Annotated in this window: 42 protein-coding genes; 28 read left to right on the top strand and 14 right to left on the bottom strand. The window is 69.0% G+C overall.

The window, feature by feature from the left end; genetic code table 11:
* Window positions 1-1,277: 1,277 nt before the first annotated feature.
* The 4 genes from OG884_RS15260 (at window position 1,278) to OG884_RS15275 (ending at window position 3,614) form a co-directional block, all read left to right on the top strand.
* Window positions 1,278-1,610, top strand: coding sequence for a hypothetical protein (locus OG884_RS15260; RefSeq protein WP_326646007.1), 333 nt, complete (start codon window positions 1,278-1,280; stop codon window positions 1,608-1,610).
* Window positions 1,607-1,936 carry a hypothetical protein gene (locus OG884_RS15265; RefSeq protein WP_326646008.1) on the top strand — a complete coding sequence of 110 codons (330 nt, stop codon included), beginning with the start codon at window positions 1,607-1,609 and terminating at the stop codon, window positions 1,934-1,936. The genes OG884_RS15260 and OG884_RS15265 overlap by 4 nt, the downstream gene beginning before the upstream one ends.
* A 264-nt stretch (window positions 1,937-2,200) precedes the next feature.
* Entirely contained in the window at window positions 2,201-3,184 is a 984-nt protein-coding gene (gene hemC / locus OG884_RS15270; protein ID WP_326646009.1) for a hydroxymethylbilane synthase, read from the top strand.
* Between the two features lie 22 nt (window positions 3,185-3,206).
* Window positions 3,207-3,614: a tyrosine-type recombinase/integrase gene (locus OG884_RS15275; protein ID WP_326646932.1), complete on the top strand. Its 408-nt coding sequence runs from the start codon at window positions 3,207-3,209 to the stop codon at window positions 3,612-3,614.
* A 268-nt stretch (window positions 3,615-3,882) separates the two neighbouring features.
* Here the strand turns inward: OG884_RS15275 and OG884_RS15280 are convergent, their stop codons facing one another.
* The gene (locus OG884_RS15280) at window positions 3,883-4,308 is read right to left on the bottom strand and encodes a GntR family transcriptional regulator (protein WP_326646010.1); all 426 of its coding nucleotides are present in this window, start codon (window positions 4,306-4,308) and stop codon (window positions 3,883-3,885) included.
* Between the two features lie 214 nt (window positions 4,309-4,522).
* On the opposite strand from OG884_RS15280, the gene OG884_RS15285 reads away from it, so the two are divergent.
* Window positions 4,523-5,134 (top strand): excalibur calcium-binding domain-containing protein, encoded by a 612-nt coding sequence (locus OG884_RS15285; protein WP_326646011.1) that lies wholly within the window; start codon window positions 4,523-4,525, stop codon window positions 5,132-5,134.
* 58 nt (window positions 5,135-5,192) lie between these two features.
* On the opposite strand, the gene OG884_RS15290 is transcribed toward OG884_RS15285, so the two are convergent.
* Window positions 5,193-5,588, bottom strand: coding sequence for a GntR family transcriptional regulator (locus OG884_RS15290; protein ID WP_326646012.1), 396 nt, complete (start codon window positions 5,586-5,588; stop codon window positions 5,193-5,195).
* Window positions 5,589-5,719: 131 nt separating this feature from the next.
* Here OG884_RS15290 and OG884_RS15295 point away from each other — a divergent pair, with 131 nt between their 5' ends.
* Together OG884_RS15295 and OG884_RS15300 are read left to right on the top strand one after the other, a co-directional pair.
* Window positions 5,720-5,935 (top strand): hypothetical protein, encoded by a 216-nt coding sequence (locus OG884_RS15295; protein ID WP_326646013.1) that lies wholly within the window; start codon window positions 5,720-5,722, stop codon window positions 5,933-5,935.
* Window positions 5,932-6,108: a hypothetical protein gene (locus OG884_RS15300; RefSeq protein WP_326646014.1), complete on the top strand. Its 177-nt coding sequence runs from the start codon at window positions 5,932-5,934 to the stop codon at window positions 6,106-6,108. The genes OG884_RS15295 and OG884_RS15300 overlap by 4 nt, the downstream gene beginning before the upstream one ends.
* Before the next feature lie 62 nt (window positions 6,109-6,170).
* Here the strand turns inward: OG884_RS15300 and OG884_RS15305 are convergent, their stop codons facing one another.
* Window positions 6,171-6,374 (bottom strand): hypothetical protein, encoded by a 204-nt coding sequence (locus OG884_RS15305; RefSeq protein WP_326646015.1) that lies wholly within the window; start codon window positions 6,372-6,374, stop codon window positions 6,171-6,173.
* 231 nt (window positions 6,375-6,605) lie between these two features.
* Between OG884_RS15305 and OG884_RS15310 the strand changes: the two genes are divergently transcribed.
* Window positions 6,606-6,872 (top strand): hypothetical protein, encoded by a 267-nt coding sequence (locus tag OG884_RS15310; RefSeq protein WP_326646016.1) that lies wholly within the window; start codon window positions 6,606-6,608, stop codon window positions 6,870-6,872.
* A gap of 40 nt (window positions 6,873-6,912) precedes the next feature.
* On the opposite strand, the gene OG884_RS15315 is transcribed toward OG884_RS15310, so the two are convergent.
* The 4 genes from OG884_RS15315 to OG884_RS15330 all read right to left on the bottom strand — a co-directional run bounded on the left by OG884_RS15315 (window position 6,913) and on the right by OG884_RS15330 (window position 10,185).
* On the bottom strand, window positions 6,913-8,007 hold the full coding sequence (locus OG884_RS15315) for a hypothetical protein (RefSeq protein ID WP_326646017.1): 1,095 nt from the start codon (window positions 8,005-8,007) through the stop codon (window positions 6,913-6,915).
* Between the two features lie 50 nt (window positions 8,008-8,057).
* A complete protein-coding gene (locus tag OG884_RS15320; RefSeq protein ID WP_326646018.1) occupies window positions 8,058-8,435 on the bottom strand; it encodes a hypothetical protein in 378 nt (125 codons plus the stop codon).
* A gap of 10 nt (window positions 8,436-8,445) precedes the next feature.
* On the bottom strand, window positions 8,446-9,738 hold the full coding sequence (locus OG884_RS15325) for a helix-turn-helix domain-containing protein (RefSeq protein ID WP_326646019.1): 1,293 nt from the start codon (window positions 9,736-9,738) through the stop codon (window positions 8,446-8,448).
* Between the two features lie 159 nt (window positions 9,739-9,897).
* A complete protein-coding gene (locus OG884_RS15330; RefSeq protein WP_326646020.1) occupies window positions 9,898-10,185 on the bottom strand; it encodes a hypothetical protein in 288 nt (95 codons plus the stop codon).
* Window positions 10,186-10,392: 207 nt separating this feature from the next.
* Here OG884_RS15330 and OG884_RS15335 point away from each other — a divergent pair, with 207 nt between their 5' ends.
* From OG884_RS15335 to OG884_RS15425, 19 genes are all read left to right on the top strand, one after another.
* Complete coding sequence (locus OG884_RS15335; protein ID WP_326646021.1) at window positions 10,393-11,004, top strand: hypothetical protein; 612 nt, start codon at window positions 10,393-10,395, stop codon at window positions 11,002-11,004.
* Window positions 11,005-11,079: 75 nt separating this feature from the next.
* Window positions 11,080-11,343 carry a hypothetical protein gene (locus OG884_RS15340; protein ID WP_326646022.1) on the top strand — a complete coding sequence of 88 codons (264 nt, stop codon included), beginning with the start codon at window positions 11,080-11,082 and terminating at the stop codon, window positions 11,341-11,343.
* A complete protein-coding gene (locus OG884_RS15345) occupies window positions 11,340-11,471 on the top strand; it encodes a hypothetical protein (RefSeq protein ID WP_326646023.1) in 132 nt (43 codons plus the stop codon). Before OG884_RS15340 ends, OG884_RS15345 begins: the two co-directional genes overlap by 4 nt.
* A 112-nt stretch (window positions 11,472-11,583) precedes the next feature.
* Window positions 11,584-11,793 carry a hypothetical protein gene (locus tag OG884_RS15350; protein WP_326646024.1) on the top strand — a complete coding sequence of 70 codons (210 nt, stop codon included), beginning with the start codon at window positions 11,584-11,586 and terminating at the stop codon, window positions 11,791-11,793.
* The gene (locus OG884_RS15355) at window positions 11,790-11,921 is read left to right on the top strand and encodes a hypothetical protein (protein WP_326646025.1); all 132 of its coding nucleotides are present in this window, start codon (window positions 11,790-11,792) and stop codon (window positions 11,919-11,921) included. Before OG884_RS15350 ends, OG884_RS15355 begins: the two co-directional genes overlap by 4 nt.
* On the top strand, window positions 11,918-12,247 hold the full coding sequence (locus tag OG884_RS15360) for a hypothetical protein (RefSeq protein ID WP_326646026.1): 330 nt from the start codon (window positions 11,918-11,920) through the stop codon (window positions 12,245-12,247). Before OG884_RS15355 ends, OG884_RS15360 begins: the two co-directional genes overlap by 4 nt.
* 9 nt (window positions 12,248-12,256) lie before the next feature.
* The gene (locus OG884_RS15365; protein WP_326646027.1) at window positions 12,257-12,412 is read left to right on the top strand and encodes a hypothetical protein; all 156 of its coding nucleotides are present in this window, start codon (window positions 12,257-12,259) and stop codon (window positions 12,410-12,412) included.
* A 73-nt stretch (window positions 12,413-12,485) separates the two neighbouring features.
* A complete protein-coding gene (locus OG884_RS15370; protein WP_326646028.1) occupies window positions 12,486-12,641 on the top strand; it encodes a hypothetical protein in 156 nt (51 codons plus the stop codon).
* Window positions 12,642-12,751: 110 nt separating this feature from the next.
* A complete protein-coding gene (locus OG884_RS15375) occupies window positions 12,752-13,057 on the top strand; it encodes an HU family DNA-binding protein (RefSeq protein WP_326646029.1) in 306 nt (101 codons plus the stop codon).
* 81 nt (window positions 13,058-13,138) lie between these two features.
* Window positions 13,139-14,554: a hypothetical protein gene (locus tag OG884_RS15380; RefSeq protein WP_326646030.1), complete on the top strand. Its 1,416-nt coding sequence runs from the start codon at window positions 13,139-13,141 to the stop codon at window positions 14,552-14,554.
* Window positions 14,551-14,700, top strand: a complete 150-nt coding sequence (locus OG884_RS15385) for a hypothetical protein (RefSeq protein WP_326646031.1) — start codon at window positions 14,551-14,553, stop codon at window positions 14,698-14,700. The genes OG884_RS15380 and OG884_RS15385 overlap by 4 nt, the downstream gene beginning before the upstream one ends.
* Window positions 14,700-15,002, top strand: coding sequence for a hypothetical protein (locus OG884_RS15390; RefSeq protein ID WP_326646032.1), 303 nt, complete (start codon window positions 14,700-14,702; stop codon window positions 15,000-15,002). Before OG884_RS15385 ends, OG884_RS15390 begins: the two co-directional genes overlap by 1 nt.
* Window positions 14,999-17,155, top strand: coding sequence for an FtsK/SpoIIIE domain-containing protein (locus OG884_RS15395; protein ID WP_326646033.1), 2,157 nt, complete (start codon window positions 14,999-15,001; stop codon window positions 17,153-17,155). The genes OG884_RS15390 and OG884_RS15395 overlap by 4 nt, the downstream gene beginning before the upstream one ends.
* 263 nt (window positions 17,156-17,418) lie before the next feature.
* A complete protein-coding gene (locus tag OG884_RS15400) occupies window positions 17,419-17,658 on the top strand; it encodes a hypothetical protein (RefSeq protein WP_326646034.1) in 240 nt (79 codons plus the stop codon).
* 79 nt (window positions 17,659-17,737) lie between these two features.
* Entirely contained in the window at window positions 17,738-17,995 is a 258-nt protein-coding gene (locus OG884_RS15405) for a hypothetical protein (protein WP_326646035.1), read from the top strand.
* Window positions 17,995-18,651, top strand: a complete 657-nt coding sequence (locus OG884_RS15410; RefSeq protein WP_326646036.1) for an NUDIX domain-containing protein — start codon at window positions 17,995-17,997, stop codon at window positions 18,649-18,651. The genes OG884_RS15405 and OG884_RS15410 overlap by 1 nt, the downstream gene beginning before the upstream one ends.
* Window positions 18,652-18,701: 50 nt before the next feature.
* A complete protein-coding gene (locus OG884_RS15415) occupies window positions 18,702-18,845 on the top strand; it encodes a hypothetical protein (RefSeq protein WP_326646037.1) in 144 nt (47 codons plus the stop codon).
* A 67-nt stretch (window positions 18,846-18,912) separates the two neighbouring features.
* Window positions 18,913-19,089: a hypothetical protein gene (locus tag OG884_RS15420; protein WP_326646038.1), complete on the top strand. Its 177-nt coding sequence runs from the start codon at window positions 18,913-18,915 to the stop codon at window positions 19,087-19,089.
* Between the two features lie 199 nt (window positions 19,090-19,288).
* Window positions 19,289-19,933, top strand: coding sequence for a recombinase family protein (locus tag OG884_RS15425; RefSeq protein ID WP_326646039.1), 645 nt, complete (start codon window positions 19,289-19,291; stop codon window positions 19,931-19,933).
* A 211-nt stretch (window positions 19,934-20,144) separates the two neighbouring features.
* Here OG884_RS15425 and OG884_RS15430 read toward each other — a convergent pair whose 3' ends face one another.
* Window positions 20,145-20,324: a hypothetical protein gene (locus OG884_RS15430; RefSeq protein WP_326646040.1), complete on the bottom strand. Its 180-nt coding sequence runs from the start codon at window positions 20,322-20,324 to the stop codon at window positions 20,145-20,147.
* A 343-nt stretch (window positions 20,325-20,667) separates the two neighbouring features.
* On the opposite strand from OG884_RS15430, the gene OG884_RS15435 reads away from it, so the two are divergent.
* The gene (locus OG884_RS15435; RefSeq protein WP_326646041.1) at window positions 20,668-21,273 is read left to right on the top strand and encodes a hypothetical protein; all 606 of its coding nucleotides are present in this window, start codon (window positions 20,668-20,670) and stop codon (window positions 21,271-21,273) included.
* 96 nt (window positions 21,274-21,369) lie between these two features.
* Here OG884_RS15435 and OG884_RS15440 read toward each other — a convergent pair whose 3' ends face one another.
* From OG884_RS15440 to OG884_RS15465, 6 genes are all read right to left on the bottom strand, one after another.
* Window positions 21,370-21,642 (bottom strand): hypothetical protein, encoded by a 273-nt coding sequence (locus OG884_RS15440; RefSeq protein WP_326646042.1) that lies wholly within the window; start codon window positions 21,640-21,642, stop codon window positions 21,370-21,372.
* A gap of 131 nt (window positions 21,643-21,773) precedes the next feature.
* Window positions 21,774-21,971 carry a hypothetical protein gene (locus OG884_RS15445; protein ID WP_326646043.1) on the bottom strand — a complete coding sequence of 66 codons (198 nt, stop codon included), beginning with the start codon at window positions 21,969-21,971 and terminating at the stop codon, window positions 21,774-21,776.
* Between the two features lie 98 nt (window positions 21,972-22,069).
* The gene (locus tag OG884_RS15450) at window positions 22,070-22,888 is read right to left on the bottom strand and encodes a peptidoglycan recognition protein family protein (protein WP_326646044.1); all 819 of its coding nucleotides are present in this window, start codon (window positions 22,886-22,888) and stop codon (window positions 22,070-22,072) included.
* Window positions 22,888-23,193, bottom strand: a complete 306-nt coding sequence (locus OG884_RS15455) for a hypothetical protein (protein WP_326646045.1) — start codon at window positions 23,191-23,193, stop codon at window positions 22,888-22,890. Before OG884_RS15455 ends, OG884_RS15450 begins: the two co-directional genes overlap by 1 nt.
* Entirely contained in the window at window positions 23,190-23,648 is a 459-nt protein-coding gene (locus OG884_RS15460) for a hypothetical protein (RefSeq protein WP_326646046.1), read from the bottom strand. The genes OG884_RS15455 and OG884_RS15460 overlap by 4 nt, the downstream gene beginning before the upstream one ends.
* Complete coding sequence (locus OG884_RS15465; protein WP_326646047.1) at window positions 23,645-24,565, bottom strand: hypothetical protein; 921 nt, start codon at window positions 24,563-24,565, stop codon at window positions 23,645-23,647. Before OG884_RS15465 ends, OG884_RS15460 begins: the two co-directional genes overlap by 4 nt.
* Window positions 24,566-24,575 lie beyond the last annotated feature (10 nt).

Consider the following 24,575-nt stretch of genomic DNA (forward strand, 5'->3'; position numbering starts at 1 on the left):
CAGAGTACCTAAAAGGCCCCCCATGGACAGAATCAGCGTCGATACGGCCCATGAAGGTCCTAAAGAAGTCCCCTAAATGGCCTTCCGAAGGCTCCGCGGTAACTCCAGCATTACAGCTAGCGAGTTCCGCTGCACATAAAACGAGCCCGCCCGGCGCTGCACACGACCGGACGAGCTCTTGACCAGGAAGCGAGTCCTGATCCGTGAACGATCCTAGTGTCGTCCTCGACCGGCCAACAGCGGCAGATGCCTGCGGCTGCTTCGCCGACGCCCCGCCCCTGCCGATGGGATGCGCCGCCTGCGGGCACGCACCCTACGCCCACGGCTGCCCCGGCCAGAGCGCCGATCACGAGTACGCGCAGCCGTCCGGTGCCCTGATGGCCGAGCGCCTGGAGGTACGCCGCCAGCTTGGTCTCGGCCAGGCCCTGCCGACCTTCGAGCCCGCCCGCGAGGTCACCGCCCAGCCAACGCTCGTACCCGCGCCCCGCCAGGCCGACCCCGAGGCGACCGTCGCGCACCCGGCCCACCGGACGCACCGACACCCGACGCCCGGCGACGCCCGGCGCCCGCCCGCGCCGGCCGGTCGAGACGCGGGCAGACCGCGCGGTCCGCCTGGCGCTCGCCCGCGACCCCCTCTCCCGGCGACGAGCCCGCATCGCGGCCCGCGCACACGAGCACGGCGCCCCGCCCCCGAGCGTGAGCCGGGAGCCGAACGCCCGGCCGCCGCTCACCCTGCTGCCGGATCCTCCCGAGCACCAGCACCAGCCCCTCCGGCCGGGGCCCGCCGTCGCCCTCGGCCGGAGCCACTCGCCGGATGCTTCCCCGCCCCGACGGCACGCCCCGTACCGGCGGGAGGCGGCGGTATGAGTAGGGCTCCAGAGGGCGGCACCCCCACGAGCAGGCGCGGCGGCAGTCCAGCTTCCCAGGCGTCCGCCGCCGCGCCGTCGACCACCACACCGTCTCCCGCCCGGCTTCGCGCCGAAGAGCTGGCCGCCGAACTGGACCGCGCCCACGGCATCAAGGCCGACGTCACGAACTGCGCTCCGGCAACGCCATCATCTCCGTCTACTACGGGCTGCTCGCCTACAGCGACGGCGAGAACTTCTGGTGGACCAGCCCCGAGCTCGACTCCGGCCACCACCTGCTCAGCGCCGCCGTAGACCCGGCCGCAGCCGCCGAGCGGCTCGCCGAGCACTACGAGATCCTGCGCGCCCGCCCCCTCACCACCGTGCTGGGCAGCGAGCTGCCGCTGCTGGCCGACGTGATCCTGGCCGAGCATGTCGTCCCGCGCTGACGCCGAGGCGGCGCGCGTCGCCCGGCAGGTGCAGCAGCACGCGCCCACCTGGCTGGTCATGTGGAGCCTGCGCCACCGACGGTTCGAGGCCTGGCAGTGCAGCGACCCGAAGAGCTGCCGCACCGTTCATGGACGCACCGCCGCCGAGCTGTGGAACCGCATGCAACAGGTGGAACTCGAACTCCGGCGGACCCTGCCCCGAGGCGCCGCGCAGCCCACACCCGCTGCGAACGGCCGCCTGAGTTCGCCAGTCCCCGCGGCCCCGGGATACGTCCCGGGGCCACGCCCCCACCCCGACGAAAGGACTCGGCCGTGATCCCGCCCTACGGCACACCGGTTAGCGACCGGCTGAACGCGGCCACCCGGCGCAGCGGTGCCATCGCCGCCCTCAAGCACCTGCGCACCGAGCTGCACACCCACCGGATCTACCCGGAGATCTCCTACGACGAAGGCCAGCCCCGCCTCGTGATCAGCGCCGAGCTGACCGTGTGGGCCGACCGCGCCGGAACCGTCTTCTGCTGGGGCGCTGTCCACCTGGAAGAACCCGCCGACCACGCGCCGGTCGACGACTTGGTGAAGGTCGCGCACCGCATCGCCGGACGCCTCGGGAACCACTACGCCGAGCCGGTGACCCCACCATGAGCCGGCGCGGCGGCGCGGCGACCAGCCTCCCGTGCCGTCGCGCCCCCAACTCCCCTCGGGCGGCGGTGCACCATCAGGGGCCGCCCGCGGGGGTAGACGCGACCGTACGACCTCCTGCTTGGAGGGGCGTGAACCTCGGTCGAAATGATGGTGCCCCGCCAGTTCTTTCCAGCGGGGCACCATCCGATGGCAGTCAGCGTGCACCTCCCCCCACAGATAGTCACACTCTGCAATCAGAGTCTCACTAACAGGAAGAGCTTCGCCGTGACCGATGTGTTCCTCAACCGATTCGCCGAAACCCCGCTCCGGATCGGCACCCGCACCTCCACCCTGGCCAAGATTCAGGCCAGTCGTGTCGCCGAGATGATCACCAAGCTCGCGCCCGAGATCCCGATCGAGATCGTGCCCACGCAGGTAACCGCTGACCTCTGGCCCGGTGACCTGGCCGAGATCGGCGGCAAGGGAGCCTTCAGCAAGGAGATCGACAGCGCCTTGACCGGCGGCCGGATCGATATCGCCGTCCACTGCGTCAAAGACGTCCCCGGCGATGTGCCCCTGGCCGAGGGCACCGCGTTCGGCGCCTACCTGGAACGGGACGACGTCCACGACGTCGTCGTCACCCGCGACGGCGTCGCCCTGGCCGACCTGCCCGCCGGGTCACTGATCGGCACCAGCTCCGTGCGGCGTCGCGCACAGCTCAGCATCCACCGGCCCGACCTGCGCACCGAGCGCATCCGCGGCAACGTCGACACCCGGTTGAACAAACTCGACGAGGATGGCAAGTACGCCGCGCTGATCCTGGCCCGCACCAGCCTGAGCCGCCTCGGCCTGCTGGAGCGCCACCACGAGATCCTCCCCCTGGAGTTCCACACCGCGAGCGAAGGCATGTCCATGGTGCCGCCCGTAGGTGCGGGCGTCATCGGTATCCAGGCTCGTCAGTCCGACGGGCCGGTCATGCGGCTGCTGGACGAGCTCAACCACGTGCCCACCGCCCGGCACGTCCTCGCTGAGCGCACCATGCTGCACATGCTGCGTGGCCACTGCAACTCCCCGATCGCCGGGCACGCCTGCACTACCGCAGACGGGAAGATGGGCTTGTTCGGCATGGTGTTCAATCGCGACGGCTCCCAGTTCGTCCGCTCCCACGCCTGGGGCGGCCACGAGGATCCGGCCACGCTCGGAGCGCGCGTCGCCGCTGATCTGCTGCACCAGGGTGCCCGTAACCTGATCACCGCCACCCGGAAATGACCACCGGGCCAAAGGCGGCGGCCTGGTCTTCCGCAAGCCGAAGGGGAAGTCCAAGCGGATGGTACCCCTGCCCCCCGAACTGATCCCGATTCTCAAGACACACCGCACCCGCCAGAAGGCGGAGCGCCTCGCGGCCGGCGCCACTTGGGAGGATCACGATCTCGTGTTCACCCAGCCGACCGGCAGGCCGATCGACAAGCACGACGACTGGGAGGAGTGGAAGGAGCTGCTGATGGCCGCCGACGTCCGGGAGACCCGGGTGCACGACGCCCGGCACACGGCCGCCACCTTGCTGATCGAGCAGGGCGTGCACGTCCGGACGGTGCAGGAGATCCTCGGGCACTCCGATATCAGGGGCACGCAGCGTTACCCGCACATCGCCTCACCGATGGCCGAGGACGGGATGCGGCGCATGGGGGCGGCCCTGTGAAACTGATCAGCCGGATGGCCGGCTGCGGAGCCCCTCCGGGAACTGCAACCGCAACGACAAAGGCGCCCACCCGATTTCGGGTGAACGCCCTGGTCATCTATGGAGCCGCCTTGGGGAATCGAACCCCAGACCCCTTCATTACGAGCGAAGCGGGAGCGCCTCGATTTCGCCTGCTGGCGTCGCTAACCAGCAGGTGAGAGGCCCTGCGGGGGAGAGAACGGACATATCTCGGGCCGTCTGAGCGCATCTCAGTCTCCCCGACCCATGATCATCTCTCCCTGGATTCTCCCAGCGCCTCCCCGCAGATTTCAGTGCGGTCGGCGGCCAGCAGCCGGGGCTTCTCCCCCTCCCGCTCGACGACGAGAACCGGGACACCCTCCTTGACTCCGAGCTGTAAGCGCTCCTCGGGCGACGGCATGCGAGCGGTCACCCGGTCGGCCGGCCCAATGATGACGCTCTGGCGGGGCTGCTCGGGGCGGACCCTGGACCCTCTGGCGGTGGTGATGATCAGCCCCTCACTGCGGAGCGTGGCCATGGCACGGCGAACGGAGTCGCGGCTGATGCCGTAGCGGTCAACGTAGTCCTTCTCTGCGGGCACGCGCTGTCCCGGCTCCAGTGCGCCTCGCGCTATCTGCGAGCGGACGAGGTCGGCCAGTTGCTTGTACACGGGGCGGTCAGCCTCCGGGTTGATCATGATCATGACCGTACGTATGGCCGTAGCAGGGTCCGGATGCGCGTGCGTACGGACGTTGCTACGTACGTACACCTCTCCAGCGACAGGTCCGCCCTACCTGGACAACCCTCACCGCGCGCCCGGCGTCTACTCTCCGCCCCCGACCCCCCGCCAGGAGTAACCAGCCATGCGGAGAAAATCCCGCCGTACCCTCGTGTCAGCCGCAGTCGCTGGCGTGCTCGTCATTACCGCCTACGGCTGCCTCACCCGAGAGCAAGACGACTCCCGGGCCGTGACGGCTATCCCAGCGGAGCCCGCCCCTTCGGAAACCACCACGGCCGCTCTACTCGCCGCCGGGTGCTCTGACCCCGGCCTGCTTACATTCCTCGACGGGGTCCAGGAGCACGCTGCCACGGGGACGCTGGATCCGGACGTGGCTGCGCTCGACTGGCACACCGGCCTGCTGCAGGCCGCCAGCGGCACCTCGCCAGAGGTGCGCGAGCGGGTCGACGCGGCGACCCGCACTGTGGAGGCATACCTGGCGACGGAAACCGGCACGGCGACAGCGCGGGCCCACGGCCGGGCGATCGCACGCGCAGCGGTGAAGGTGGTCGAGGCGTGCGGCCTCGAGGCCGACTACGACATCACGGTGCCGAAGAAGGCCAAGCCGCGGCGGTCCCCGACACCGGAGGCGGAGAGGAGTTCGGAGCGTCCGGCGGCGGATCCCCGGTTCGGGAGTTGCGCGGCGGCGAACCGGGCCGGCCACGGGCCGTACTATCGCGGCGCGGACGTGGAGTACGGGTGGTACGAGGACAGAGACGGTGACGGCACGGTGTGTGAGCGGTAGCCAGACACGCGAGAGAGGCCCGACCTTGCCCAGGGTCGAGGCTCTTCGCTGTCCGGAGCTACTCGGGGATGCGGATCTCTGAGGAGTCCGCGGGGAGGACCTCGACCTGGTCGCCGCGCTCGACCATGAGGACGGGTACGAGCTCGTCGAGGGCGAGCTCTTCGCGTTCGGCCTCGGTGGGCATGCGGGCGGTGATGCGCATGCCGGGCTCCGGAGCGACCACAGTCACTTCGGTCGCGCGGACGAAGCTTCCGCGGTTGCGCACGGTGTGGATCAGGTTCAAGTCACGCAGGTGGGCCATGGCCTGCAACACGGTGTTGCGCGCCACCCCGAACTCTTGCTCCAGGTGCGTGACGGTAGGCAGGCGCCGGCGGTACTGGCCGGACTCGATGCGCACCCGGATTGCCTGCGCGATCTGCCGATACGCGGGCAGCTCCGACTCGTAATCGATCATGGGTTGACGGTAAGTGCAGGCATCGTTAGGTCCTGAGTGCGCTCAGAGCACCTGATGATGCCTAAGTCATCTCATGACGACTGCTAAGCCATGACCTGTCCTACCCATCGGTAGCGGCGTAGCGTCGCCCCATGACTCACAGTGACCTGGAGAAGTTCGCGAAGAACTGGCCCGACTGGGTGATCTGGCAAGGCATCAGGTCGGACGCCGGGCCGGGCGACTACTACGCCAACCGGCGCCGATGGTCGGCCGATCCGCCGGCGGAGGCGTCGCTGACCGTCGTCGGCACGGACCTCGACGAGCTGGAGGTACAGCTCAAGGAGCAGCAGCGGATCGAGGAGCGGTGAGCGATCCGATCCCCGGCTGGACCGACCGGGAGGGGCGTCTCTGGTTGGACACCGGTTACACCAAGGACGGCGAGGTGGTGATCGAGCTCCTCAACGGTGCGGCCCGGGGGACGCTCGGCTGGGTGACCGCTCAGTTCGGCCCGATGGAGAGGCTGGGGGGTGTGACGCGCTGAGATGCGACGGAGGCCCCCGCCCTGGCGAGTAGGTCGGGGGCCTCCGTCATAACAGGGGGCGGTTACACGCCTTCGAGGCGGGCGACGACGCGAGCGAGCAGGTCGCGGATCTCGATCTGGCCGGCCTTGAGTTCGGCGACGTCGTCCCGCATGACGGCAGTGGTCTTCTCGATGTTGCCGACCGACCGCTCGATGACGCCGAGCCGGTCCTTGATCTCGGCGATGTCGGTCTCGACGGTGGAGACGCGCTCCTCGATGTACGGCATGGGCTCAGGATAGGACGATCCCGACGAACGCGGGGTTGAACGGTGCCGCCGTGGGGCGAGCCGCTTGGCCGGTATCGGCCGTTCCCTATGGGGGCGTTGCAATCGGCCATCGCCCGGTCACGATGACGGTGTGACCATCCATGCCGATCCTGACCTGCAACACCTCTCCGACCTCCTGGACTTTCTCCCAGGCCCCGACGACCGCGAACCAACGATCACAGGGGGACGTTCATGAGTGAGAACTACACGTCGAAAGATCTCGCTGACTGGGAACGATCAGTCAACGTCCTGAACCCCGACCCGCGCCCCGACCCCGCAGACCTGCACGAGGCCCAAGAGGCGACCGCGAACATGTGCTCGGCGTGGGGCGGCTGGATGGACATGCCGGAGGCGATCAACAACATCGTCCAGCGCGCCATCGAAGCCGGGTATCTCCAGGCGCTTTCCGATGTGCGTGACGGCAAAATCGATGGACTCGGGCCGGTGGAGGACGACTGACACATTCCCTCGCTGACAGCGGACGGCCCCAGCCGGACCATTACCGATCGCGAGCCAGTTCGGCAGCCAGGATGATCACCTCGTCTCGGGGTGCGGTCTCGCCGAGCTTCTCGCGAGCGGCGATCAGGTGGTCGGCGAAGTCGCCTCGACTGTTGAGGTAGTCGCGTGCAGCTTGGGCGGCGGGCGATGACTCCTCGGGGGCCTGCCGGGGTCTCAGGATCCGGGCGGGCCCCTTCTCGCCCTTGCGGACCCGCGATCCCTGGAGCGCCTCTCGGACGGCGGCGCGGGCTGCTGCGGCTTCCTCGGGCGTCACCGACGGCTCGCCGGGGTCCGGGGCCTGCTCGACGACGGGCGGCGGCTGGGCCGGGCGGGCGGCGTAGGCGGCGCGGCGAGCGGCTGCGGCGCGAACGTCGGCCAGGTAGCCCGGAAGGTCATTGTTCTTGGCCATGGCCCGGAAGTACGGGGTTGGCTTCTCGATTTTGACCTTGCTCGTTTTGTGAACTTCCTTGATCACTTCTCTCATCTCGTCCTCGGTGACCCCGAGGTGGCTCAGGGCGTCCATGACGATGCGCTCGTGGCCAGAGAGAGATGAGGGGTCTTGAGGGGACTGAGGGGAAGGCATCCGGGTTTCCCGGACCCTGGGAGGGCAATTCCCGGACCCTGGGCCAGCGGAATCCGGACCCTGGGAATCGTCCAGCGTCTGGGTTTCCCGGATGCTGGGGGGTGGCTCAGCATCCGGGGTTTCCGGACCCTGGGCAGCCGTGAGCGGAGGGATCCGGAAGACGGCGTGCTGATGCATCTGGCCGCGCTTCACCCGCTCCAGGGCGCCCTTGTCGATGAGGCCCGCGATGATCGCCGCGCGCTCGGTGCGCCCCGTGCGCATGCGGCGAACAAGCGTCGGGTTGCTCTCGACGCCCTTGAGGCACAGACGAGTCTCGTCTCGCGCGTCCTCGGCGATGGCGATCAGCGCCCAGCGCTCGCGGGGTGTGAGGGTCTCGGGTGCATGGTCGAGGACTTCGACCATCAAACGGACGCCCATCAGACTCCTGCGCTCAGGCGCGCGAATATGCACGTCTGAGCGCACGGCGATATCGTGACCACGGGTCTCCTCCTGCTGATCCCAGGTGGGGCTCAAGGGCCTGTTCGGTGTTGACGCACCGGCCAGGCCCGCCTTATGTAATTTGATCAATCGGCCAACGAGGGGCGCTGGCTCGCCTGCTCGATACGGTCGAAGATGTCGGCATCCGTCTCCCGCTGCCACGCCGGCAGGTCATCCCAGTCGGCCACGTACGCCGGCTTCGGGGCGGGGATGTGCTTGAAGATCTGGCCGATCCAGCAGATCGCGATGAACCGGCCGCGCTGCTCCCGGGTCAGCTTCGCCGTCTGGCGGGCGGTCACCGCGATGAACGCGCTCACCTGCTCCTCAACCGCCGCGGCGCATGAGCGCTCCCAGTCAGGCGTCTCCTCCCACGGCGTGACGTAGCCGGGCTTCGGCTCGCCAGGGAAGTGCTTCTTCACTCCGTCGATCCACGCTTCGCGGAAAGTACGGCCAGGTTCCTGCACGGTGGCTCCTTCAGGTTCCGCTGACCGTGGCCAGCTCGGCGATGTCGTTGTTCAAACTGCGTACCTGGTTGTCCGTCACATCGGCCAGGTGCGATTGCAAGCCGCGCAGCTTCTGGCCGATGACACCCGATCCAGTGCGGCGTGCGAGCTCGAGCGCGGCTCGGCCGTGTTCGAGCGTCTTGTCGATCTCGCCTCGCTGCACGCCGAGCGCGGCCAGGTCGACGAGGACGCCGGCGCGGCGGCGGGCGGACAGGTTGTGAGTAAGGGCGTCGACGAGGACAACTTCGGCGAGGTCGGGCCGTCGAAGCATCGTGTAGCAGGCGCCACGCTCTTCGTGGAGACGGCTGCCGTCGAAGCGCAGCCAACCGCCGTTGTGGATCTGACCGGTCAGATCGCGGACATGTTCAGCCGCATCAAGGGCGCGCTGGCAACCGTCGAAATCGCCGAGTCCTGCCAAGGCCTCGGCGCGGACCACATCGACCCAATGGCGGGTGGAAAGGCCGCTGTCGCCGCGGCGAGACAGGTTGGTGGCGAGGTCGAGCATCGGGACGGCCTTGCCGTACTCGCGTTCGTAGACACCGATGAAGGCATGGCGAGTCATCGCGCACGCCCACAGGTCGTAGGCGCCCGCTTCTCTGCTGGCGGACGCGGCGAGGCTGTAGCAGTGAGCGGCGTCGGTGTACTGGTTGGCATCGAAATGGATCTCGCCAGCGAGTTGAAACAGGTCGCCGGCGAGCGCGCACAGACGCCGGTGGGTGGCCTCGGTGGCGGAACGCTGGAGGCTCTCGACGAGCGCGGCGAGGTGGTCCTGTACGAGCGGGTAGACCTTGCTCTTGCTACTGGCGAGCATGAACACCTGCCACAGGTGACTGTTCAGCATTTCGTACTGGGTGGCCGTTTCGGCGTCAGGTCTGCCCGTGCGGGCTGCGATCCGGTCGAGGTCGAGTGCCTGCTCTGCCTGGGGGGTGGCGATGACAGCACCGGCCATGGTGAAGATTCTGAGTAGCTCGCGGCGGTTCATGTCGTCATCGGTCCACTCCTGCTGGGGTACGGGTTGCGGCTTCGTGGCCTGCTGCTGGATCAGCAGGGCGAAGCGGGCCTTGACGTGGTCTGGTGCCTGCCAGAGGTGGACGTCAAGGATCTGCTGTTGCTCCGGCTTTTGCTGCATCGCCGGGCACTCTTCCCATTTCGCGATGGTGCGCGCGGAGACCCCCAGTCGGGCAGCGAACCCCTCCTGGGAGTAGTGGTAGGCCTGGCGGAGGGTCTTGGCCAGGGCGCCGGTCCACGTTTCTACAACTTCCACGGCGATCTCCTTACTGAGATCCAGTCTGCCGGGGTTCTCGGCTCGCGCTAGTGGAGATTCAGTGCTGGTTCAGCGCTGGTGTGGTGTCCGTTCATGGCTACTCCGGGTGGTGTCGCGGTCCCCTTAAAGGGACAGGAAATGCCGCGCGACCTCGGGAGTTCAGGTATGAGTCGGTCCCGTCTCGGCCTCGATGTGTCCGGTGTGTTGCCGCGCCCTTTTGCCTCCCGGTGGCTGTGCCTTGATTCCGTTCTCTCGAGCGATGCGCCGGATGTAGGAGTCGGTGAACGGCGAATGCTCAGCGACGTCGGTGGGCCGCTCTCCTGCGCGCAGGGCAGCCAGGGCGGCGGCCACCACCTCTTGCCTCGCGTGTTCGTGGGCCTGCTCCGTCTGGCGGTATCGGGTGGTAGTCGCGTCGAGCAGCGCCAGGGGGCTCATTTCCTCGGTCATGAGAACAGACTACCGGAACACAGTTGCGGAACCTACACCTGTGCGCTAACGTCATGAGCGCAACAGAGTTCCGGAAGGGAAGTCCGGACACAAGTTTCGGTCAAGAAGATGTTGGTGGCCAAAAGCCTTCAGGTCACCACTCGCGCGGCCCCCCGGGCCGCCTGACCAGCTCGACCCCGGAAACCAACCGCAACAAGGAGAAGAACCATGCAGCACAACACGACGTCCGCCAGCGCCGCCGAGTTCCCCATCGTCGTCCCGAACGACCCGCACCGCCGCTCGGTGCGTAGCGAGGTCCACCTCCAGGGGAATTCCATCGTGGTTCGCCAGATCGGCTGCGCCCCGGCCGGGCACATGCTCACCCTGCAGTGGGCCGAGGAGCTGCGCGACGCCCTCGACGCGGCCATCCAGGCGACCCGCGCCGCCGGGAAGACGGTGACCGCCCCCGTCGCCGACCAGCATGAGCCCATCAAGCAGCGCATCTACATCAGCGAGCAGCCGAACACCGGACCCGCCTCGATCTGCATCGTCGAGCACGGCGACCTGCACTTCACCCCCACGCGCGCCGAGGTCATCCGCTTGGACGCCGACCTCACGCCCAGCGCCGTCCACCAGGCCGTCACCGACCACGAGGCCAAGCGTGCCGTCCTGCACGCCCACGACCTCGACTTCGTCCCGAAGATCCCCCGGGAGTACCTGGCGTTCGAGCTGGCCCAGGCCGAGGAGAAGGTCAAGCACTGCGCGACCCCCGAGAACGTCGCCCTTCTGGCCGCGATCCGTGACGACGCCGCCCGGCGCGGCCTGGTCGCCGCCTCCTAAACGAAGTGGGCCTGCCGGTGCGTCAACACCGAACAGGCCCTGTGATCCCCGCCCTGACTACACCAGAGGAGAACCATGCTCCAGGCTACTCCCGCACCGCCGCTCCACCAGCCTTGGTGCACCGACCACTACTACTACGGCCCCAACCCCGAGGACAGCTACTGCCAGCGCACCGCCCCGGGCGAGTTCTCCGGCATGTACCTGACCGACACCCACGACGGCCCCGTGATCCTCGCCAACGAGGTCGTCCACGACGAGCTCCCCCTGGCCCAGGCCGAGGCGTACTTCCGTGCCGGTCTCGCCCTGGTCGACGCGGCCCGGACGGCGGTGGCCGCGTGACCGCCGACCAGATCACCCAGACCATCACCACCCTCACCCAGGCCATGACCACGCAGCGGCCCACGATCTCCACCGGCGCCTGCACCACCCCCGGCTGCACCGCCTGCACGAAGGGCGGCAAGCGATGAGCACCCCGCCGCACACCCCGGCCAAGCCGCTCCACAGCCCCACCACCCGCGCCACCAACGCGCAGGACGCCCGCCAGCCGCTCCAGACCAGCAAGCCGAAGGGCGGCAAGTGATGCCCCGCTTCACCTTCACCACGCCCAACGGCCCCCGCGCGGTGCGGGCCGCCGACGAGGACACCGCCCGCGCCTACCTGGAGACCCAGCTCCACCACCCCGACCCCAACGGGACCGGCGGACAGCCGTACACCTCCGCCCAGCTCGCCAAGATCCGCCGCGAACGGGACGCCCGCGCCGCCCTCCTGACCCTGCGGGAGGAGCAGTGACGCCCGCCGAGCGGCTCGCCGCCACCCTCACCGCCCTCAACCAGCTCGACTCCGCGATGGCGCAGCCCGAGCCCCGGCCCCGACAGGACGACTCCGCCCGCACCAACCCGCCGAGGAGGACGAAGTGAGCAGCGAGACCGCCTGGCCCGAAGGTGTCATCGCCCGCTACCTCACCGTCGGCGGCGCCACCACCGACGTGATCGACGAGCAGACCCACGGCAGCAACCACATCAAGCACGTCTTCAGCGCGCGATGCACGGGCGCCCTGTGCGACGCGCAAATGGGGGGCGGCACCGGCACCACCTACACCGTCCCGACTCATGACGCGGAGTGGGTCAAGGAGCACAACGAGTCCTGGACGCAGGAGTACGAGGCCATCACGCGCCGCTTCGCCGAGTGGGCGCAGTCCCACGCCGAGAAGTGCCGGGCCATGCCGAAGCCGAACCAGACCTGAGGGGGCGACATGGCCACGATCACGCCGGAGACCGCCGCGAAACTCCTCATCGCCCGGTCGTACGCCGCCACAGGCGACACCGCCGCCAAGCTCCGCCACCAGGCGGACACCGTCACCCCAGGACAGACCATCCACCTAGGCAAGGACCAGCTCGTTGTCCGCTGACGTTGCGGATGCCGCCCGGCCCCACGGTCGGACGGCGTCCGGAGCACCAGCTCCACACCGACAGGAGAAGCGCATGAGCAAGAAGTACACCGACGCGGCGATGGAAACCCTGGTCAAGTCCGCCGCACAGTACCTGCTGGCCCACGAGAAGGGAGACAAGGCTGGGGCCGCTGCTGAGCTGGCCAAAGCCAAGGTCATCAGCAACAACCCGAAGGCCCGCAAGCGCTGATGTTGCGGATCGCGCCCGGTCGACCGGGCGCGTGTCCGGAGCACCAGCTCCACCGCACCCGCCTCGGGCGCGGAACAAAACGGAACACCCCAGAACGAAGGAGAACGACCATGAACAAGACCGAGCTCGTCGCCGCCGTCACCGAGCACATCGACGGCATCGACAAGAAGACCGTCGCCAAGGTCCTCGACGGAATCCTCGACGTCATCCCGATGGCCGTCGCCGCCGGCGACCCGGTCACCCTCCCGGGCTTCGGCACCTTCGACACCGTCGACAAGGCCGAGCGCGCCGGCCGACACCCGCAGACCGGCGCCCAGATCACGATCGCCGCGTCCCGGGCGCCGAAGTTCAAGCCCGGCGCCGGGTTCAAGGGCCTCGTCAACGAGAGCCGGTCCCAGGCGCTCACCCCCGCCTAACCCAAGCGGGTGGAGGCCGGCGACTCCACCGCCGACCTCCGCCCTCGACCCCGCACCTGACAGAAGCAGGAGAAGGATCTTATGGAGCACGCTACGGACACGGCCCCGGCCGCGCCAGAGCGCGCCGAGCCGAGTCGGCGCCTGTGGCGCTCCCGCGCCGAACGCCGCGCCGACGCCGCCCGCGCCCGCATCGATGAGCAGCGCGCCCGCCAGCAGGCTGAGCGCGAGCGCCTCGAAACCGAGAGCGAGCACGCCCGCCTCCGCGCGCAGCTCGACGAGCAGACCACCACCGCCGCAGCCAAGCGCCGCGACCAGCGCCGCACCCTACGCCAGCGCATCAGCCTCGCCGTCGTCCTGGCCGCCGCGAACATCGGCGTCAACGCCGCCGCCGTCCTCGGCCAGATCCTCGCCCTGATGTACGGCCTGGACTGGAAGTGGTGGCAGGCCGTCCCGCTGGCTGTCGTGGTCGAGTCGGTGGCGGTGAACGTCGGCTATCTCGCCCACGACAAGATGATCAAGGGGTTCAGTGCATACGGCCTGCGCCTGCTGTCCTACGCCATCGGCGTCGGCGTCGGCCTCTTCAACTACAGCCACAACTCCGGCCTGACCGAGACCAAGGAGTTCGCCGGCGTGTTCGGCGCCGCCTCCGTCCTCAGCCCGGTGCTGTGGCAGATCTACTCCCAATGGCGCCACTGGGAGAGCATGCGCGAACAGGGCCTGCTGGAACAGAGGCCGCTGCGCTTCCCGCTGCTGCGCTGGGTCATCCCGTCCCTGCGCGCCGAGACCTGGGCCGCCTTCAAGTACGGAGTCGCCGAGGACATCCGTTCCCCGCAAGTCGCCCTGGCCGAGATCCGTGCGATGAGCGCGATGGACGCCGCGTGGCGGGGCCTCGGGGACGCCCGGGACGGGTTGATCCGAGCCCAGGGCGACGTCCTCACGGTCACGCAGTTGGTCATCGCCGACCTGGAGGCGGCGCGCGACGCCGTGAACACCAGCGCGACGATCGGAGCACCGGCGATCGTCGCCCGCGAGGTCACCCAGGCGGTCACCGGACCGGTCACCGTCGAGGTCGCTCCCGCGAACGATGCCGTGAACACCTCGGCGACGATCGAGTGTTCGCCGGAGGTCCCCGCGAGCGACCCGGCGCCGGTCACCGCCGCGGTCACTTCGGACGCTGGCGATGACGACCCGGACAGTGATCGGGATCGCCCCGATGAGCAGGACAATCGCGACGCCGAGAAGTGGATCAGGGCGTGCATCCGCAAGGGCCGCACGCCGACCTACGGCGATGTCGTCGAGCGGTACAAGTTCAGCCGCGGCTGGGCACGGCTCCGTGTACAGGCGGCGCGCGCCGAGATGACCGCGAAGGGCTACCGGTTCCTGCCCGCGAACGTCGTCCAGTCGCCCGCCGAGCCGGTCACCGCGAATGGCTCTCGCAGTGTCCACGCCGAGGACATCGACATGACCGCTGTGGGCTCGGCGGGCGGTGCGTCATGACCCGCTGGGAGTACCTCGCCCGCGGCAACTGCTCCGCTGACGAGCTCAACGAGCTCGGCGCGGACGGCTGGGAGCTCGTCTCCGCCGCCTACAACTCCGACCGCTCTGGCTTCGCCTTCTACTTCAAGCGCCCGAAGGAGGCGTGATGTCCACCGCCCTGACCCTGCTGCTCGGCCTGCTGGCCTTCGCCCTGGCGTCGACCAGGCCGACCACCGCCCAGGCCCGAACCTGCGCCGAGATGCGCGCCACCCTCCAACGCGCTGGCTGGCCGCGGGTCACCGCCCGCACCCTGCAGGTCGCCGTCGTGCTGACGTTGCTGCTGCTGGCCACGGTGTGCCGCCTGCTCTGGCACACCGCCTACGGCGTCGGCAGCGTCCTGGCCGTCGTCGCCGTCGGCCTGGCCACCCTCGGCGGCGGTCCTGAACTCCGGGCGGGAGGTGCAGCATGAGCGAGTCCCAGCGCCCCTACCTGCACATTGTCCGTGACGCTGCAGACGCTCCGCCCCTCCCCGGCGCCGAGCACAGCACCGACCTGGAGCCGACCACGCAGCACAGCGCCAAACTGGAACAGCAGGTCTTCGAGGGCGAAATCGTTGACGACGAGCCCACCCCGCGGTACCTGCCCGTCCGGATCGCCGGCCGCGCTGTCGCCGTTCAGCCGTCCCCGGCCGTACGGCAGGCCGCCCAGGTCACCGCCGTAGCCGCGTTCACCGTCGCCCAGGGCTGGCACTCCTGGGCAGTCCGCGCCGCCGACGGCCTCACCTTCGGCGTCTACCGGCGGCAGATCCGCGCTGCCGAGGCCATGGGGGATCGCGAGGCGCTCGCCGAGTGGATCGACCGCAAGGAGCGGGCCGTCCACCAGCGCCACGCCCGCCTCATGGACCTGCCGAGGGTGGCCCTGAACGTCGCGAAGATGCTGGGGATCTCGCTGGTCGGGGCGCTGGTGCTGCTGCTGGCACTGTCCACCGCGATGTGGGCGACCGGTGTCGCCGACTTCGGCGCGGTCTGGATGGTCGCCGGGGGCGCGCTCCGCCTGCTGCTGACGATCCTGAAGTACACCTGGTTCCTGCTGCCGCTCTGGATGCTCGTCGGCGCGTGGCGGGAGGGCCGCCGCCGGGGCGCTCGCCCTCAGTGGATGACCCCCGCTCGGGAGCGTGAGGCCGAGTCCGTGGTGATCACCCCGTCCATCGTGGTCGTCGCCCTGCGTGACCTGGGGATTTCCCCGCTGCGCAAGGCCATCCAGGACATGGGGGACGCCGGAGCGGCCATGCTCGGCCCGATCCGCATCGCCGGATGCGGCGTCGAGGTGGACGTGATGCTGCCCTCGGGAGTCTCCACCGAAGAGGTCGAGAAGAAGCGGCGCAAGCTCGCCGAGAACCTGGGCAGGCACGAGCACGAGCTGTTCATCACCAAGCCCGAGGCCGCGCGCACGGTGCGGCTATGGATCGCCGACTCCGGCGCGCTGGACGAGCCGATCGGCCCTTCTCCGCTGGTCACCGACGCCGGCATGAGGGCCAGCTACGCATCCGACCGGGCGCCGTGGGGCCAGGACCTGCGGGGCGACGCCGCGCGGATCAGCCTGCACCAGCGGCACCTGCTGATCACGGGCCTGTCCAACCAGGGCAAGACCGCCGCGATGCGGGCCCTGGCCTTGTGGCTGGCCTTCGATTCCCGGGTGGAGTTCCGCATCGCCGACCTCAAGGGCGTCGGTGACTGGGCGATGTTCAACGACCTGGCCACCGTGCTGATTCAGGGACCGACGGACGACCACGTCGTGGCCGCGACCAAGATGGTCGAGGCGGGCGTGGCGGAGATGGAGCGGCGGCTGCTCGCCCCACCCGGTTCGAAGTTCGACCCGCTGATCCTGATGGTCGACGAGGCCCAGGTCGCCTTCATGTGCCCGGAGAAGGACGACGCAGGCAACCCCTACGGCGGCACCAAGGCGACCAGCCGCTACTTCCGGGCCGTCCGGAAGATCCACAACCAGGGGCGGGCCGTGGACGTGACCCTGTGGCAGGGCACGCAGGACCCCACCGACCAGAACCTTCCCAAGCTGGTCCGGGAAGGCGCCCACATCCGGGCGTCGCTGGTCGTGGGCTCCGAGGAGCAGGCCCGCATGGCGCTGGGAGACAAGGCCATCGATGGTGGCGCCGCCCCGCACAAGCTGCGTCAGGGCCTGGACAAGGGCACCGTGGTCGTGGCGGGCGACGGAGTGGAGATGGCCCCCGGCCAGGCGTCGATCACGATCCGCACGCACTACGTCTCCACCGAGGACGCCGCCAAGGTCGCCGCCCGGGCCAAGGCCCGCCGCGCGAAGGTGACCACGCGCAGCTCTGCGGCGGTCGAGGAGGCGCGAGACCTGCTGGCCGACCTGGACGAGGTGCTCGATGCGGACGGGGAGCGGATCAAGCTGTCCGACGTCCCCGCCCTGTTGCGGGATCTTGCTCCGGGCTGGCCCGGCTACGCGGGGCTGACCGGCGTCCGGCTGCGTGAGGTCCTGACGCAAAAGCACGGGGTGCGAGTGATCAACAAGGGCAACGTTCTGCTGCTCGATCCGGCCGACGTGCGACGTGCCATGGCGGGACGCGAGGCCAGTGAGTGAGGTGACGGCCCACCCCTCGAAACCCTCTCTGGGAGGGTCTGAGAGGCCCGGACCTAACTGGCGCTAACCGGCTAACCGTCCTAACTTTCCGCAGGTCATGGCCGCGATTGCGGCGACTTAACCCCGCAGTGGGATCACTAACCGGGTTAGGTCCGCTGGTCTCACCTTTCACCCCCGCGAGCGGGGGCCGCGGGTGCTCTCCCGCATGCGACGGGACGGGCGCCCGGAGCAGCCGCTCCACCACTCCATCGAGAGGACTCGACATGCCCAGCAAGATGACCCCCGCCCAGCTCGCCGCCGCCAAGGGCGCCGCGAAGCACTCCAGCGACCTCGGTGGTCTCGCGACCGCGGCGAACGGCCTCGGCGTCAGCCGCGCCGACAAGGCCAAGGCCGCCGCCGCCCTGGAGCAGCGGGTCGGTAAGCGCCAAGCGGCCCGGCTGAAAGAGGAAGCCCTGCAGCGTGCGGGTGCCGCGCCCAAGGGTCTACGCCGGTGGTTCGGCTGACGTGGAGGTTGCGGGTGAGCGCCCGACCATGGTCGGGCGCGATCCCGGAGCAGCTGCTCCACACCGAGAGGAGCCCACGATGGGCCTGTTCAGCAGCAAGAAGAAGGCCGCCGAAGCGGAGAAGTGGGAGAAGAAGGCCGAAACGTACAGCAAAGAAGCTCGCGAGGAAGCCCGAAAGGCCGCGAAGCACACGGAGCTCCTGAGGTCCGGCAAGAGCACCGACCCCGCCGCCGACAGGTACATGATCCGGGAGCACGACGGTAACCGCCGGGTCGCGGAGGCCAACGCGCGGGACTGCCGGTTCAACGCCGAGACGACGCGGAAGTGGTGGACCTGATGACCACGTACACGCATCCCGACGTGCTCACCCGGGGCGTCGAGGAGGGATGGGCGGACCCGCAGGAGGACCCGACCAGGATCGACTGGGCCGCCCGCCAGCGGGATGCTGCGATCCCCTTCCAGGTCGTCGACGGCCGCCCGGTCAGCCCCGGTGCGCCGACCGGCATCCGGTACGGCCGGGGCGAGCTGGGCCACTGGGGCGAGCGGCAGGCCGCCGACGCCATCGTCTTCGCCCGCACCGCCGGCGGCCGGTGGGCGCTGATGGTCGAGCGCGACGACGACCACGGGTGGGCCATTCCGGGCGGGTGCCTGGACCCCGGAGAGGACCCGCTGACGGCCGCCGTCCGGGAGCTGGCCGAGGAGACCGGCCTGACCTTGCCGGGCGCGTCCTGGCAGGTGCTCCCCGTCCGAATCGTGCCGGACCCCAGGGCGACGGACGAGGCGTGGATGGTGACCTGGCCCGCCGTGGCCGACCTGGGCGACCTGGGCGACGTCGCCGAGCTGCCCGCCGTGACGGGGGCCGACGACGCCCGACGAGCCGAGTGGGTACGCGCGGACAGCTACGCCGTCCTGGTCACGGACCTGAAGGCGACCTACGACGGACAGGTGTTCGCCGCACACCAAGGGCTGCTCGCCGAGACGCTCACCGCCTAACCCGTGGCCCCGGCATCGGGGCCACCACTCACCACCGAGAGGAGCCCGACATGGGCAAGGACAAGAACGAGCCGGTTGTCATCAAGAGCAGCGATGGCCGCATCCGGGCCGTCTTCGCGGGCGGCGTCGGCAAGATCCACGAGGGTGGCGTGTTCCACGAGGACTTCACCTTCACCGACTCCGATGACGACTGACCAGCCCCAGACAGACGAGCCGGACGTCCCGGCTCACGCTGAAGACCCCCGACCCCTGGAGGGCTCGATGGGATGGACATCCCCGCGCAAGGACGGCGACCACGCCAAGAAGGTGGGCGAGCGCATGGCCGGCGCCTACGAGGAGGAGCTCGGCCGGACACTCACGGCCGACGAGTTGCGCCAGGTCCACGCCGAGGCGGAGAAGACCGTGAGGTCCTGGGGCGAGACCGGCCGTAAGTCCTGACCACCCTGCGGCCCCGGTGTCCCCCTCGGCGCCGGGGCCGCTCTTTCCCTGGTCGTGTTGTAAATCGACCGTCTCTCAACAAGATCGGTCCGGGGAGCCGGGAGAGCCGATTCGAACCCCCCGGACTGTCGGGAAACGTGTTGAGAAATCTTGCTGTTCAACAATCCCCCCACCGCCCTTTTGTCGACACGGGGACACCATGACCACCACTGATGATCTTCTGCCCGCCGCCCGCACCGGCACCCTTGTCGGGTACGGCCGCGTCTCCACCAAAGACCAGAACCTGGACCGGCAGATCCGCGCCCTCACCGAAGCCGGATGCATCCGCGTCTTCACCGACAAGCTGTCCGGCAAGAACACCGACCGGCCCGAGCTGGCCGCGTGCCTCGACTACCTCCGCCCCGGCGACACCCTTGTCGTGCTCTCCCTCGATCGGCTCGCCCGCTCCCTCCAGGACCTCATCACGATCGTCGGTGACCTGCGTCGGCGAGAGGTCGGCTTTCGCTCCCTGCATGAAGCGCTCGACACCACCACCCCGGGCGGCCGGCTGGTCTTCCACGTCTTCGCTGCGCTAGCCGAGTTCATTCGCGAACTCATCGTGGAGGGCACCAACGAGGGCTTGGCCGCCGCCCGGGCCCGGGGGCAGCGTCTTGGCCGGCCGCCCGCGATGGACGCGGAGATGGTGGAGCGGGCGCGGCGGCTGCTGGCCCAGCCGGAGGAGACCGTGTCGAGCATCGCGAAGTTGCTGGGCGTGTCCCGGGCGACGCTCTACAAGTACGTGCCGGAGCTGCTCGCCGGTAGCGGCGCCCCGGGATCCCCTGCGGTCGATCAGCAGGCAGGGTGAGCCGTGGCCCTGCCGGACCCCGACCAGTAGCCGAACGCGAAGAGGCCCCCGCCGATCTCGGGCGGGGGCCTCTTCGCGCATCACTTCGCCATCTGGCGAAGTGATGATTGGCCTGGTCGCCAGGGTTACCGGCCCGCGTAACCCTGGCGACCTGTGACATCGGGATCATTTCCGGCACTTCCCGAAAATGGTCCTGAGCTGCGGATTCTCGTTAGCCGATGTCGCCCTGGTAGCGCCAGGTGGCGGGGTCGTCGCCGGGGCCGGGCTCGTAGATCGCGCGGTGCATCTCCCCAGGCACGATCATGTACGCGCCGGGGTCATCACCGAGCTGCTGCTTGGGCAGGGTCATGCCGTCGAGGGGGCCGCCCATCAGGCGGACGTCAGTCTCCATCCGTCCAGCATGCCGCACACGGAAAAGCCCCGCCCTCCGAAGAGAGCGGGGCTCCGGGTCCCGCCGGGGCGGGTCAGCTGCAGCAGCATCCCCAGGGGAGGGGGCCGTACCAGGCCAGCGTACGGCGATGGCTCCCCGGGACGCGGGCGAATCGGCTCGGCTGCTGGCGCTCGTTATGCCGGTCCGTTATACGTGACAACCGGCGCTACGCGTGATACGTCCGATACGCGCAGTGGTCTCTGAGGTCCGGCCCCCGCGAGGGTGGGGCCGGCCAGCCACACCCGACCGAGAGGAAACCAATGACGTTTTCCGAAGGCTGGCACGACCAGTACAACCGCATCCGATGAGCACTTTTCGCGCCCGCGCCGTGGCCTGGCGCATGGCGATCACCCTGGCCCTATTCACACTGGCTGGGCTGGCCGCGTTACTGGATCGGCCTCGCGGATGGTCGGTTGCCGGCGCCGCCAGCATCTGCATCTGGTTTGCCTACTGGCTGCACCACAGCACGGCCACCTTCGCCGACCCCCAGCAACTACGCGCACTACAGGCAGCAGTCAAGGCAACACCTCCGGACGCGGTGCTTTGGCATGACGGCGTGCTGCTACAGGTGAGCAAACCATCATGGGGGGAGAGGGACACGACGATCTACCGCACCGCCGAGGCAGACAGAGCCGAAGCTCGTGCTGATCTATCGGCCGGAGCGCGGATCACCACGGTGATGTATGAGGTGTTCGTCATCCAGGGCCGTTACATGATCACTGGCATGCGGGGCGCCCACACTGCCGAAGCCGATACGGACGGCTCCCTGAAGTTCGTTGCTCCGCCGAAGACATCGGCCTACAAGCGGATACGGGCATTGCGGGCCGCTGGCCGATCAGGTGCCCTGCACGTCACTCCTGAAGAAATCGATGGCCTGCTGCACCAGCTCCGACACGCCCAGCAGGTGTAGGCCGTAAGTCCGAGGACCCGCTACATAGCGAAAGGTGCCCCGCCGTCCTTCAGGACGGCGGGGCACCGCTCGGGGCCCGTTTCTATAAGAGCAAGATCAGCTCATCGGGTACGGACCGGTCGGCTTCTCGACGAGCGGCCGACCACGGTCGTCCCGAGGGTCGGCGACCGGGGTGACGACGCGGTGCGCGGACCACCAGGCCAGCGCCGCGAACGCGCCGTCGATGACCTGCTCGATGCTGACGACGTCGACTGTCGCCCAGTCGGCGGGCAGCCAGCCCGCCCACACGCCGAGGCGGACCACGCCGACGCCCACCAGGGCGAGCGCCCCGCGGACGACGAGGGGCTGCCGGATCGTGAACTTGCTCATGATGATCTCCCTCATTCGAGGTCGGAAATTTGGAACCACCAGCCACGAAGAGGCACGATGGGCAGGGAAGGGCTGGTCAGCAGGGGTGTTGCGAAACCGGTGTTTTTATCACCGGTTTCGCAACAGCAAGATCAGCGGTCGTGCTCTGAGGGTGGGTTCAGGACGGCGTGATAGACGGCACCAGCCGCCGCGACCCAGGCGTGCTGGATCGGCTGGCCGAGGTCCTCCCAGGCGGGCATCGGCTCGCCGCGGAAGTTCTTGCCGCCGGTGGATTCGCCGTACGCGGCGTAAGCCGTCTGGGCGAGCTCAAGCGGAGACGGACGAGACATGGATCTTCCTCATCACAGGTCGAATTTTTGGACCTGCTGAGCGGTATGGCTGGTCAGCAGGGGTGTGGAATATTTCCCGGCATAAAATCGGGCTGGTCCTACACCTGCGGGGCGGGGGCGTCCGGCACGTTGAGGCGGACCGTGATGCCCTCGATGGCCGACTCGATCCGGGCCACCAGCGCCTCCACATCAATCTCCTCGTCCCGGGCGGCGATCACCTCGACGAGGGCCTTGATGGCGGCGCCCTGAGCGTCGAGCTTCGCGCCCAGCCCAGCGACCGTCTCGCGGATGTCCTTCGCCCACTTGGCCGCGTTGACCAGCACGTTGCCCGCCTGCCACTCCGGGTTCTCCTTGCTGCCGAACGGCACCGGCAGCTCGTGGGTCCACATGTCCTTGGCGCTCACGTCGTCCTCCTTCGTTGATCCAGCAGGTGATCCGGTGAATGTGCCGTTCCGTACGAGGGCATAGAGCCGGTCGCCGGGGCACGAGGTGGCGAAAAAGTCCCGGTGACCCTTCACCGCGGCGCCCATGCCCTTGCTCATCAGCCACACCCGGAGCTGGCGGACCGCGTCGACCTGCGCGGCGGTCGGGTCCTCGCCAGGGCCCGACATGAGGGTCACCGAGTAGTGGCTGCTGTTGCCGCCCGGCTGAGCCGCCTGCACCCGGTCCAGGCCGCGGCCCTCGAAGACGTAGCCGTGCGGACAACAGCCGAAGCTGTAGCCGATGTCCGCCCAGCCACGGGCCGCGCCCATGTGGAACTTCCGGGTGTTCTGCCAGTAGGTGACGCACGTGCTGTGCGCCTTGCCGGCTAAGCCTTGGTCGCTGCCGTCATAGTGGATGACCAAGCCCTCGCGAGGGCGGGCTGGGTCCGCGTCGGACGGGCCCCACCCGAACGCGCCGCGGTTGACGAGCTTCATCAGTCCTCCAAGCTGCGGATGTGGGTGTCGAGCTTGCTCTCGACGCGCTTCACGGCGTCCTTCAAGCTGGAACCGTCGTTGGTGCGGACCTCGTGCTCGATGGTCCCCAGACGCTCCATGACGCCGGAGCGGGCCGGCACGCCGGATCGGGCAGGGGCGCCGCGCCAGTCGTCCAGGAAGTCGTCCAGCGACTGGAACAGCAGCCAGACACGGCGCCAGATCCGGCCCACCACGGTCAGCAGGCCCAGACCGCCAGCCACGATGCCGAGGACCACGAAGACGTCGAGGACGTGGTTTCCGGTCATGGCATCGGGATCACGATGATGTCGCGCGAGGCGATGTCCGCGGTGTCAGGGTCGGTGCCAGCGCTGGTGAGGTGCTGGGTGCGGATGTAGTACAGGGCGCCCGGGGACAGCCCGTCGAGCAATGAGACGCGGGAGCCGTACTGGAACTCCGTGTTCTCGGCCGCGGACCCGTAGCCGCGGACGGTCACGGACGGCGCCAGGACCTCCGTCCCGGCGGAGGAGTCGCGGAAGAGCTGAGGGGCCAGAAAGATCCTGTCTCGAGCGCTGGCGCCGTTGTCTCGGAACCCGCCGCCGATCGTCAGCCGGACACGGCCGGACGGCGGGGCGACGAAGTACACGCCGACCTCCGGCGACCCGGTCTCGTAGGCGGTGCTCACCAGGTTGGCCAGGATGGTGTCCTCGTGGAAGAACGCCGTCTGGCCGCTCGGCCGCAGGGTGTTGTCTGCCGCGGTCATGGGATCGGCACCACCGTGATGTCCCGGCACGCGATGTCAGCCGTAGTCGTCCCAGCGTCGGGCACCTGCACCACGTACTTGACGACCGCGTAGTAGACCACCCCCGGCGTCAGGCCCTCCAGCACGGACTCGCGGGAGCCGTAGGTGTGCCCGGATGAGCAGTTGTCGGAGCCCCATCCTCGGCTGGTGACACCGGGCACCAGGACCACCGCGCCGCCCGAGGTTCCGACCCGGACCTCCGGGGACAGGGAGATCCTGTCGGCGCCTGCGGAGTTGCCCATCCCTCCACCGACAACGATCAGTACCCGGCCCGACGTCGGCGCGACGAACGTCAGCTCGACCGCAGGCGACCCGGCGATGTAGCTGGTGTTAGCCGGGTTCGCAATGGCAGTGATGTCCTGGCTCCACTTCGGCGGCGGGAAGTCCAGGGCCTTCACGGTCTGGCCGGCGTAGTTGCCGCCGAGCGGGGTCGGGCAGACGGTGAGGTCACGCTGCTGCAGGTCTGCCGTCGACCCGCCGGACACCTTGTGCATGGTCTGCACGTAGTAGGTGGTGCCGCCAGTGAGACCGGTCAGCAGCGTCGTCCGGCTGCGGTAGATGAACGAGGTGATCTCACCGGGGGTGCCGACGCCTCGGGTGGTGACGTCCGCGGCCAGGACCACGCTGCCGCCGGAGCTGCCGACGCGGACCTCGGGCGCGAGGTGCACTCTGTTGGTGCCGCCGTTGTCTCGCGCGGACAGGCCCACGGACAGCAGCACCGCGCCGGACGTGGGTGCGATGAACGTCGCGGACACGACCGGGGATCCGGCGATGAACGACGTGCTGCTGATGTCGTTGATCGATGTGCTGTCGGACGCAGTCACTGCGACAGGAAAGTCCGCCGCCTTGATCTTGGCGCCGATCAGGGTGTCCGGCATGGCTGGCCTC

This window comes from Streptosporangium sp. NBC_01755, from assembly GCF_035917995.1.
In the GTDB taxonomy this organism is placed as follows: Bacteria; Actinomycetota; Actinomycetes; order Streptosporangiales; family Streptosporangiaceae; genus Streptosporangium.

What these genes read in the sequence shown, in the direction of transcription:
- OG884_RS15260 (WP_326646007.1), top strand. Translation starts at nt 1,278, where the DNA reads ATGTCGTCCCGCGCTGACGCCGAGGCGGCGCGCGTCGCCCGGCAGGTG.
- OG884_RS15280 (WP_326646010.1), bottom strand. Translation starts at nt 4,308, where the DNA reads ATGATCAACCCGGAGGCTGACCGCCCCGTGTACAAGCAACTGGCCGAC.
- OG884_RS15290 (WP_326646012.1), bottom strand. Translation starts at nt 5,588, where the DNA reads ATGATCGATTACGAGTCGGAGCTGCCCGCGTATCGGCAGATCGCGCAG.
- OG884_RS15295 (WP_326646013.1), top strand. Translation starts at nt 5,720, where the DNA reads ATGACTCACAGTGACCTGGAGAAGTTCGCGAAGAACTGGCCCGACTGG.
- OG884_RS15305 (WP_326646015.1), bottom strand. Translation starts at nt 6,374, where the DNA reads ATGCCGTACATCGAGGAGCGCGTCTCCACCGTCGAGACCGACATCGCC.
- OG884_RS15310 (WP_326646016.1), top strand. Translation starts at nt 6,606, where the DNA reads ATGAGTGAGAACTACACGTCGAAAGATCTCGCTGACTGGGAACGATCA.
- OG884_RS15330 (WP_326646020.1), bottom strand. Translation starts at nt 10,185, where the DNA reads ATGACCGAGGAAATGAGCCCCCTGGCGCTGCTCGACGCGACTACCACC.
- OG884_RS15335 (WP_326646021.1), top strand. Translation starts at nt 10,393, where the DNA reads ATGCAGCACAACACGACGTCCGCCAGCGCCGCCGAGTTCCCCATCGTC.
- OG884_RS15340 (WP_326646022.1), top strand. Translation starts at nt 11,080, where the DNA reads ATGCTCCAGGCTACTCCCGCACCGCCGCTCCACCAGCCTTGGTGCACC.
- OG884_RS15350 (WP_326646024.1), top strand. Translation starts at nt 11,584, where the DNA reads ATGCCCCGCTTCACCTTCACCACGCCCAACGGCCCCCGCGCGGTGCGG.
- OG884_RS15365 (WP_326646027.1), top strand. Translation starts at nt 12,257, where the DNA reads ATGGCCACGATCACGCCGGAGACCGCCGCGAAACTCCTCATCGCCCGG.
- OG884_RS15370 (WP_326646028.1), top strand. Translation starts at nt 12,486, where the DNA reads ATGAGCAAGAAGTACACCGACGCGGCGATGGAAACCCTGGTCAAGTCC.
- OG884_RS15375 (WP_326646029.1), top strand. Translation starts at nt 12,752, where the DNA reads ATGAACAAGACCGAGCTCGTCGCCGCCGTCACCGAGCACATCGACGGC.
- OG884_RS15380 (WP_326646030.1), top strand. Translation starts at nt 13,139, where the DNA reads ATGGAGCACGCTACGGACACGGCCCCGGCCGCGCCAGAGCGCGCCGAG.
- OG884_RS15385 (WP_326646031.1), top strand. Translation starts at nt 14,551, where the DNA reads ATGACCCGCTGGGAGTACCTCGCCCGCGGCAACTGCTCCGCTGACGAG.
- OG884_RS15390 (WP_326646032.1), top strand. Translation starts at nt 14,700, where the DNA reads ATGTCCACCGCCCTGACCCTGCTGCTCGGCCTGCTGGCCTTCGCCCTG.
- OG884_RS15395 (WP_326646033.1), top strand. Translation starts at nt 14,999, where the DNA reads ATGAGCGAGTCCCAGCGCCCCTACCTGCACATTGTCCGTGACGCTGCA.
- OG884_RS15400 (WP_326646034.1), top strand. Translation starts at nt 17,419, where the DNA reads ATGCCCAGCAAGATGACCCCCGCCCAGCTCGCCGCCGCCAAGGGCGCC.
- OG884_RS15405 (WP_326646035.1), top strand. Translation starts at nt 17,738, where the DNA reads ATGGGCCTGTTCAGCAGCAAGAAGAAGGCCGCCGAAGCGGAGAAGTGG.
- OG884_RS15410 (WP_326646036.1), top strand. Translation starts at nt 17,995, where the DNA reads ATGACCACGTACACGCATCCCGACGTGCTCACCCGGGGCGTCGAGGAG.
- OG884_RS15415 (WP_326646037.1), top strand. Translation starts at nt 18,702, where the DNA reads ATGGGCAAGGACAAGAACGAGCCGGTTGTCATCAAGAGCAGCGATGGC.
- OG884_RS15420 (WP_326646038.1), top strand. Translation starts at nt 18,913, where the DNA reads ATGGGATGGACATCCCCGCGCAAGGACGGCGACCACGCCAAGAAGGTG.
- OG884_RS15425 (WP_326646039.1), top strand. Translation starts at nt 19,289, where the DNA reads ATGACCACCACTGATGATCTTCTGCCCGCCGCCCGCACCGGCACCCTT.
- OG884_RS15430 (WP_326646040.1), bottom strand. Translation starts at nt 20,324, where the DNA reads ATGGAGACTGACGTCCGCCTGATGGGCGGCCCCCTCGACGGCATGACC.
- OG884_RS15435 (WP_326646041.1), top strand. Translation starts at nt 20,668, where the DNA reads ATGAGCACTTTTCGCGCCCGCGCCGTGGCCTGGCGCATGGCGATCACC.
- OG884_RS15440 (WP_326646042.1), bottom strand. Translation starts at nt 21,642, where the DNA reads ATGAGCAAGTTCACGATCCGGCAGCCCCTCGTCGTCCGCGGGGCGCTC.
- OG884_RS15445 (WP_326646043.1), bottom strand. Translation starts at nt 21,971, where the DNA reads ATGTCTCGTCCGTCTCCGCTTGAGCTCGCCCAGACGGCTTACGCCGCG.
- OG884_RS15450 (WP_326646044.1), bottom strand. Translation starts at nt 22,888, where the DNA reads ATGAAGCTCGTCAACCGCGGCGCGTTCGGGTGGGGCCCGTCCGACGCG.
- OG884_RS15455 (WP_326646045.1), bottom strand. Translation starts at nt 23,193, where the DNA reads ATGACCGGAAACCACGTCCTCGACGTCTTCGTGGTCCTCGGCATCGTG.
- OG884_RS15460 (WP_326646046.1), bottom strand. Translation starts at nt 23,648, where the DNA reads ATGACCGCGGCAGACAACACCCTGCGGCCGAGCGGCCAGACGGCGTTC.
- OG884_RS15465 (WP_326646047.1), bottom strand. Translation starts at nt 24,565, where the DNA reads ATGCCGGACACCCTGATCGGCGCCAAGATCAAGGCGGCGGACTTTCCT.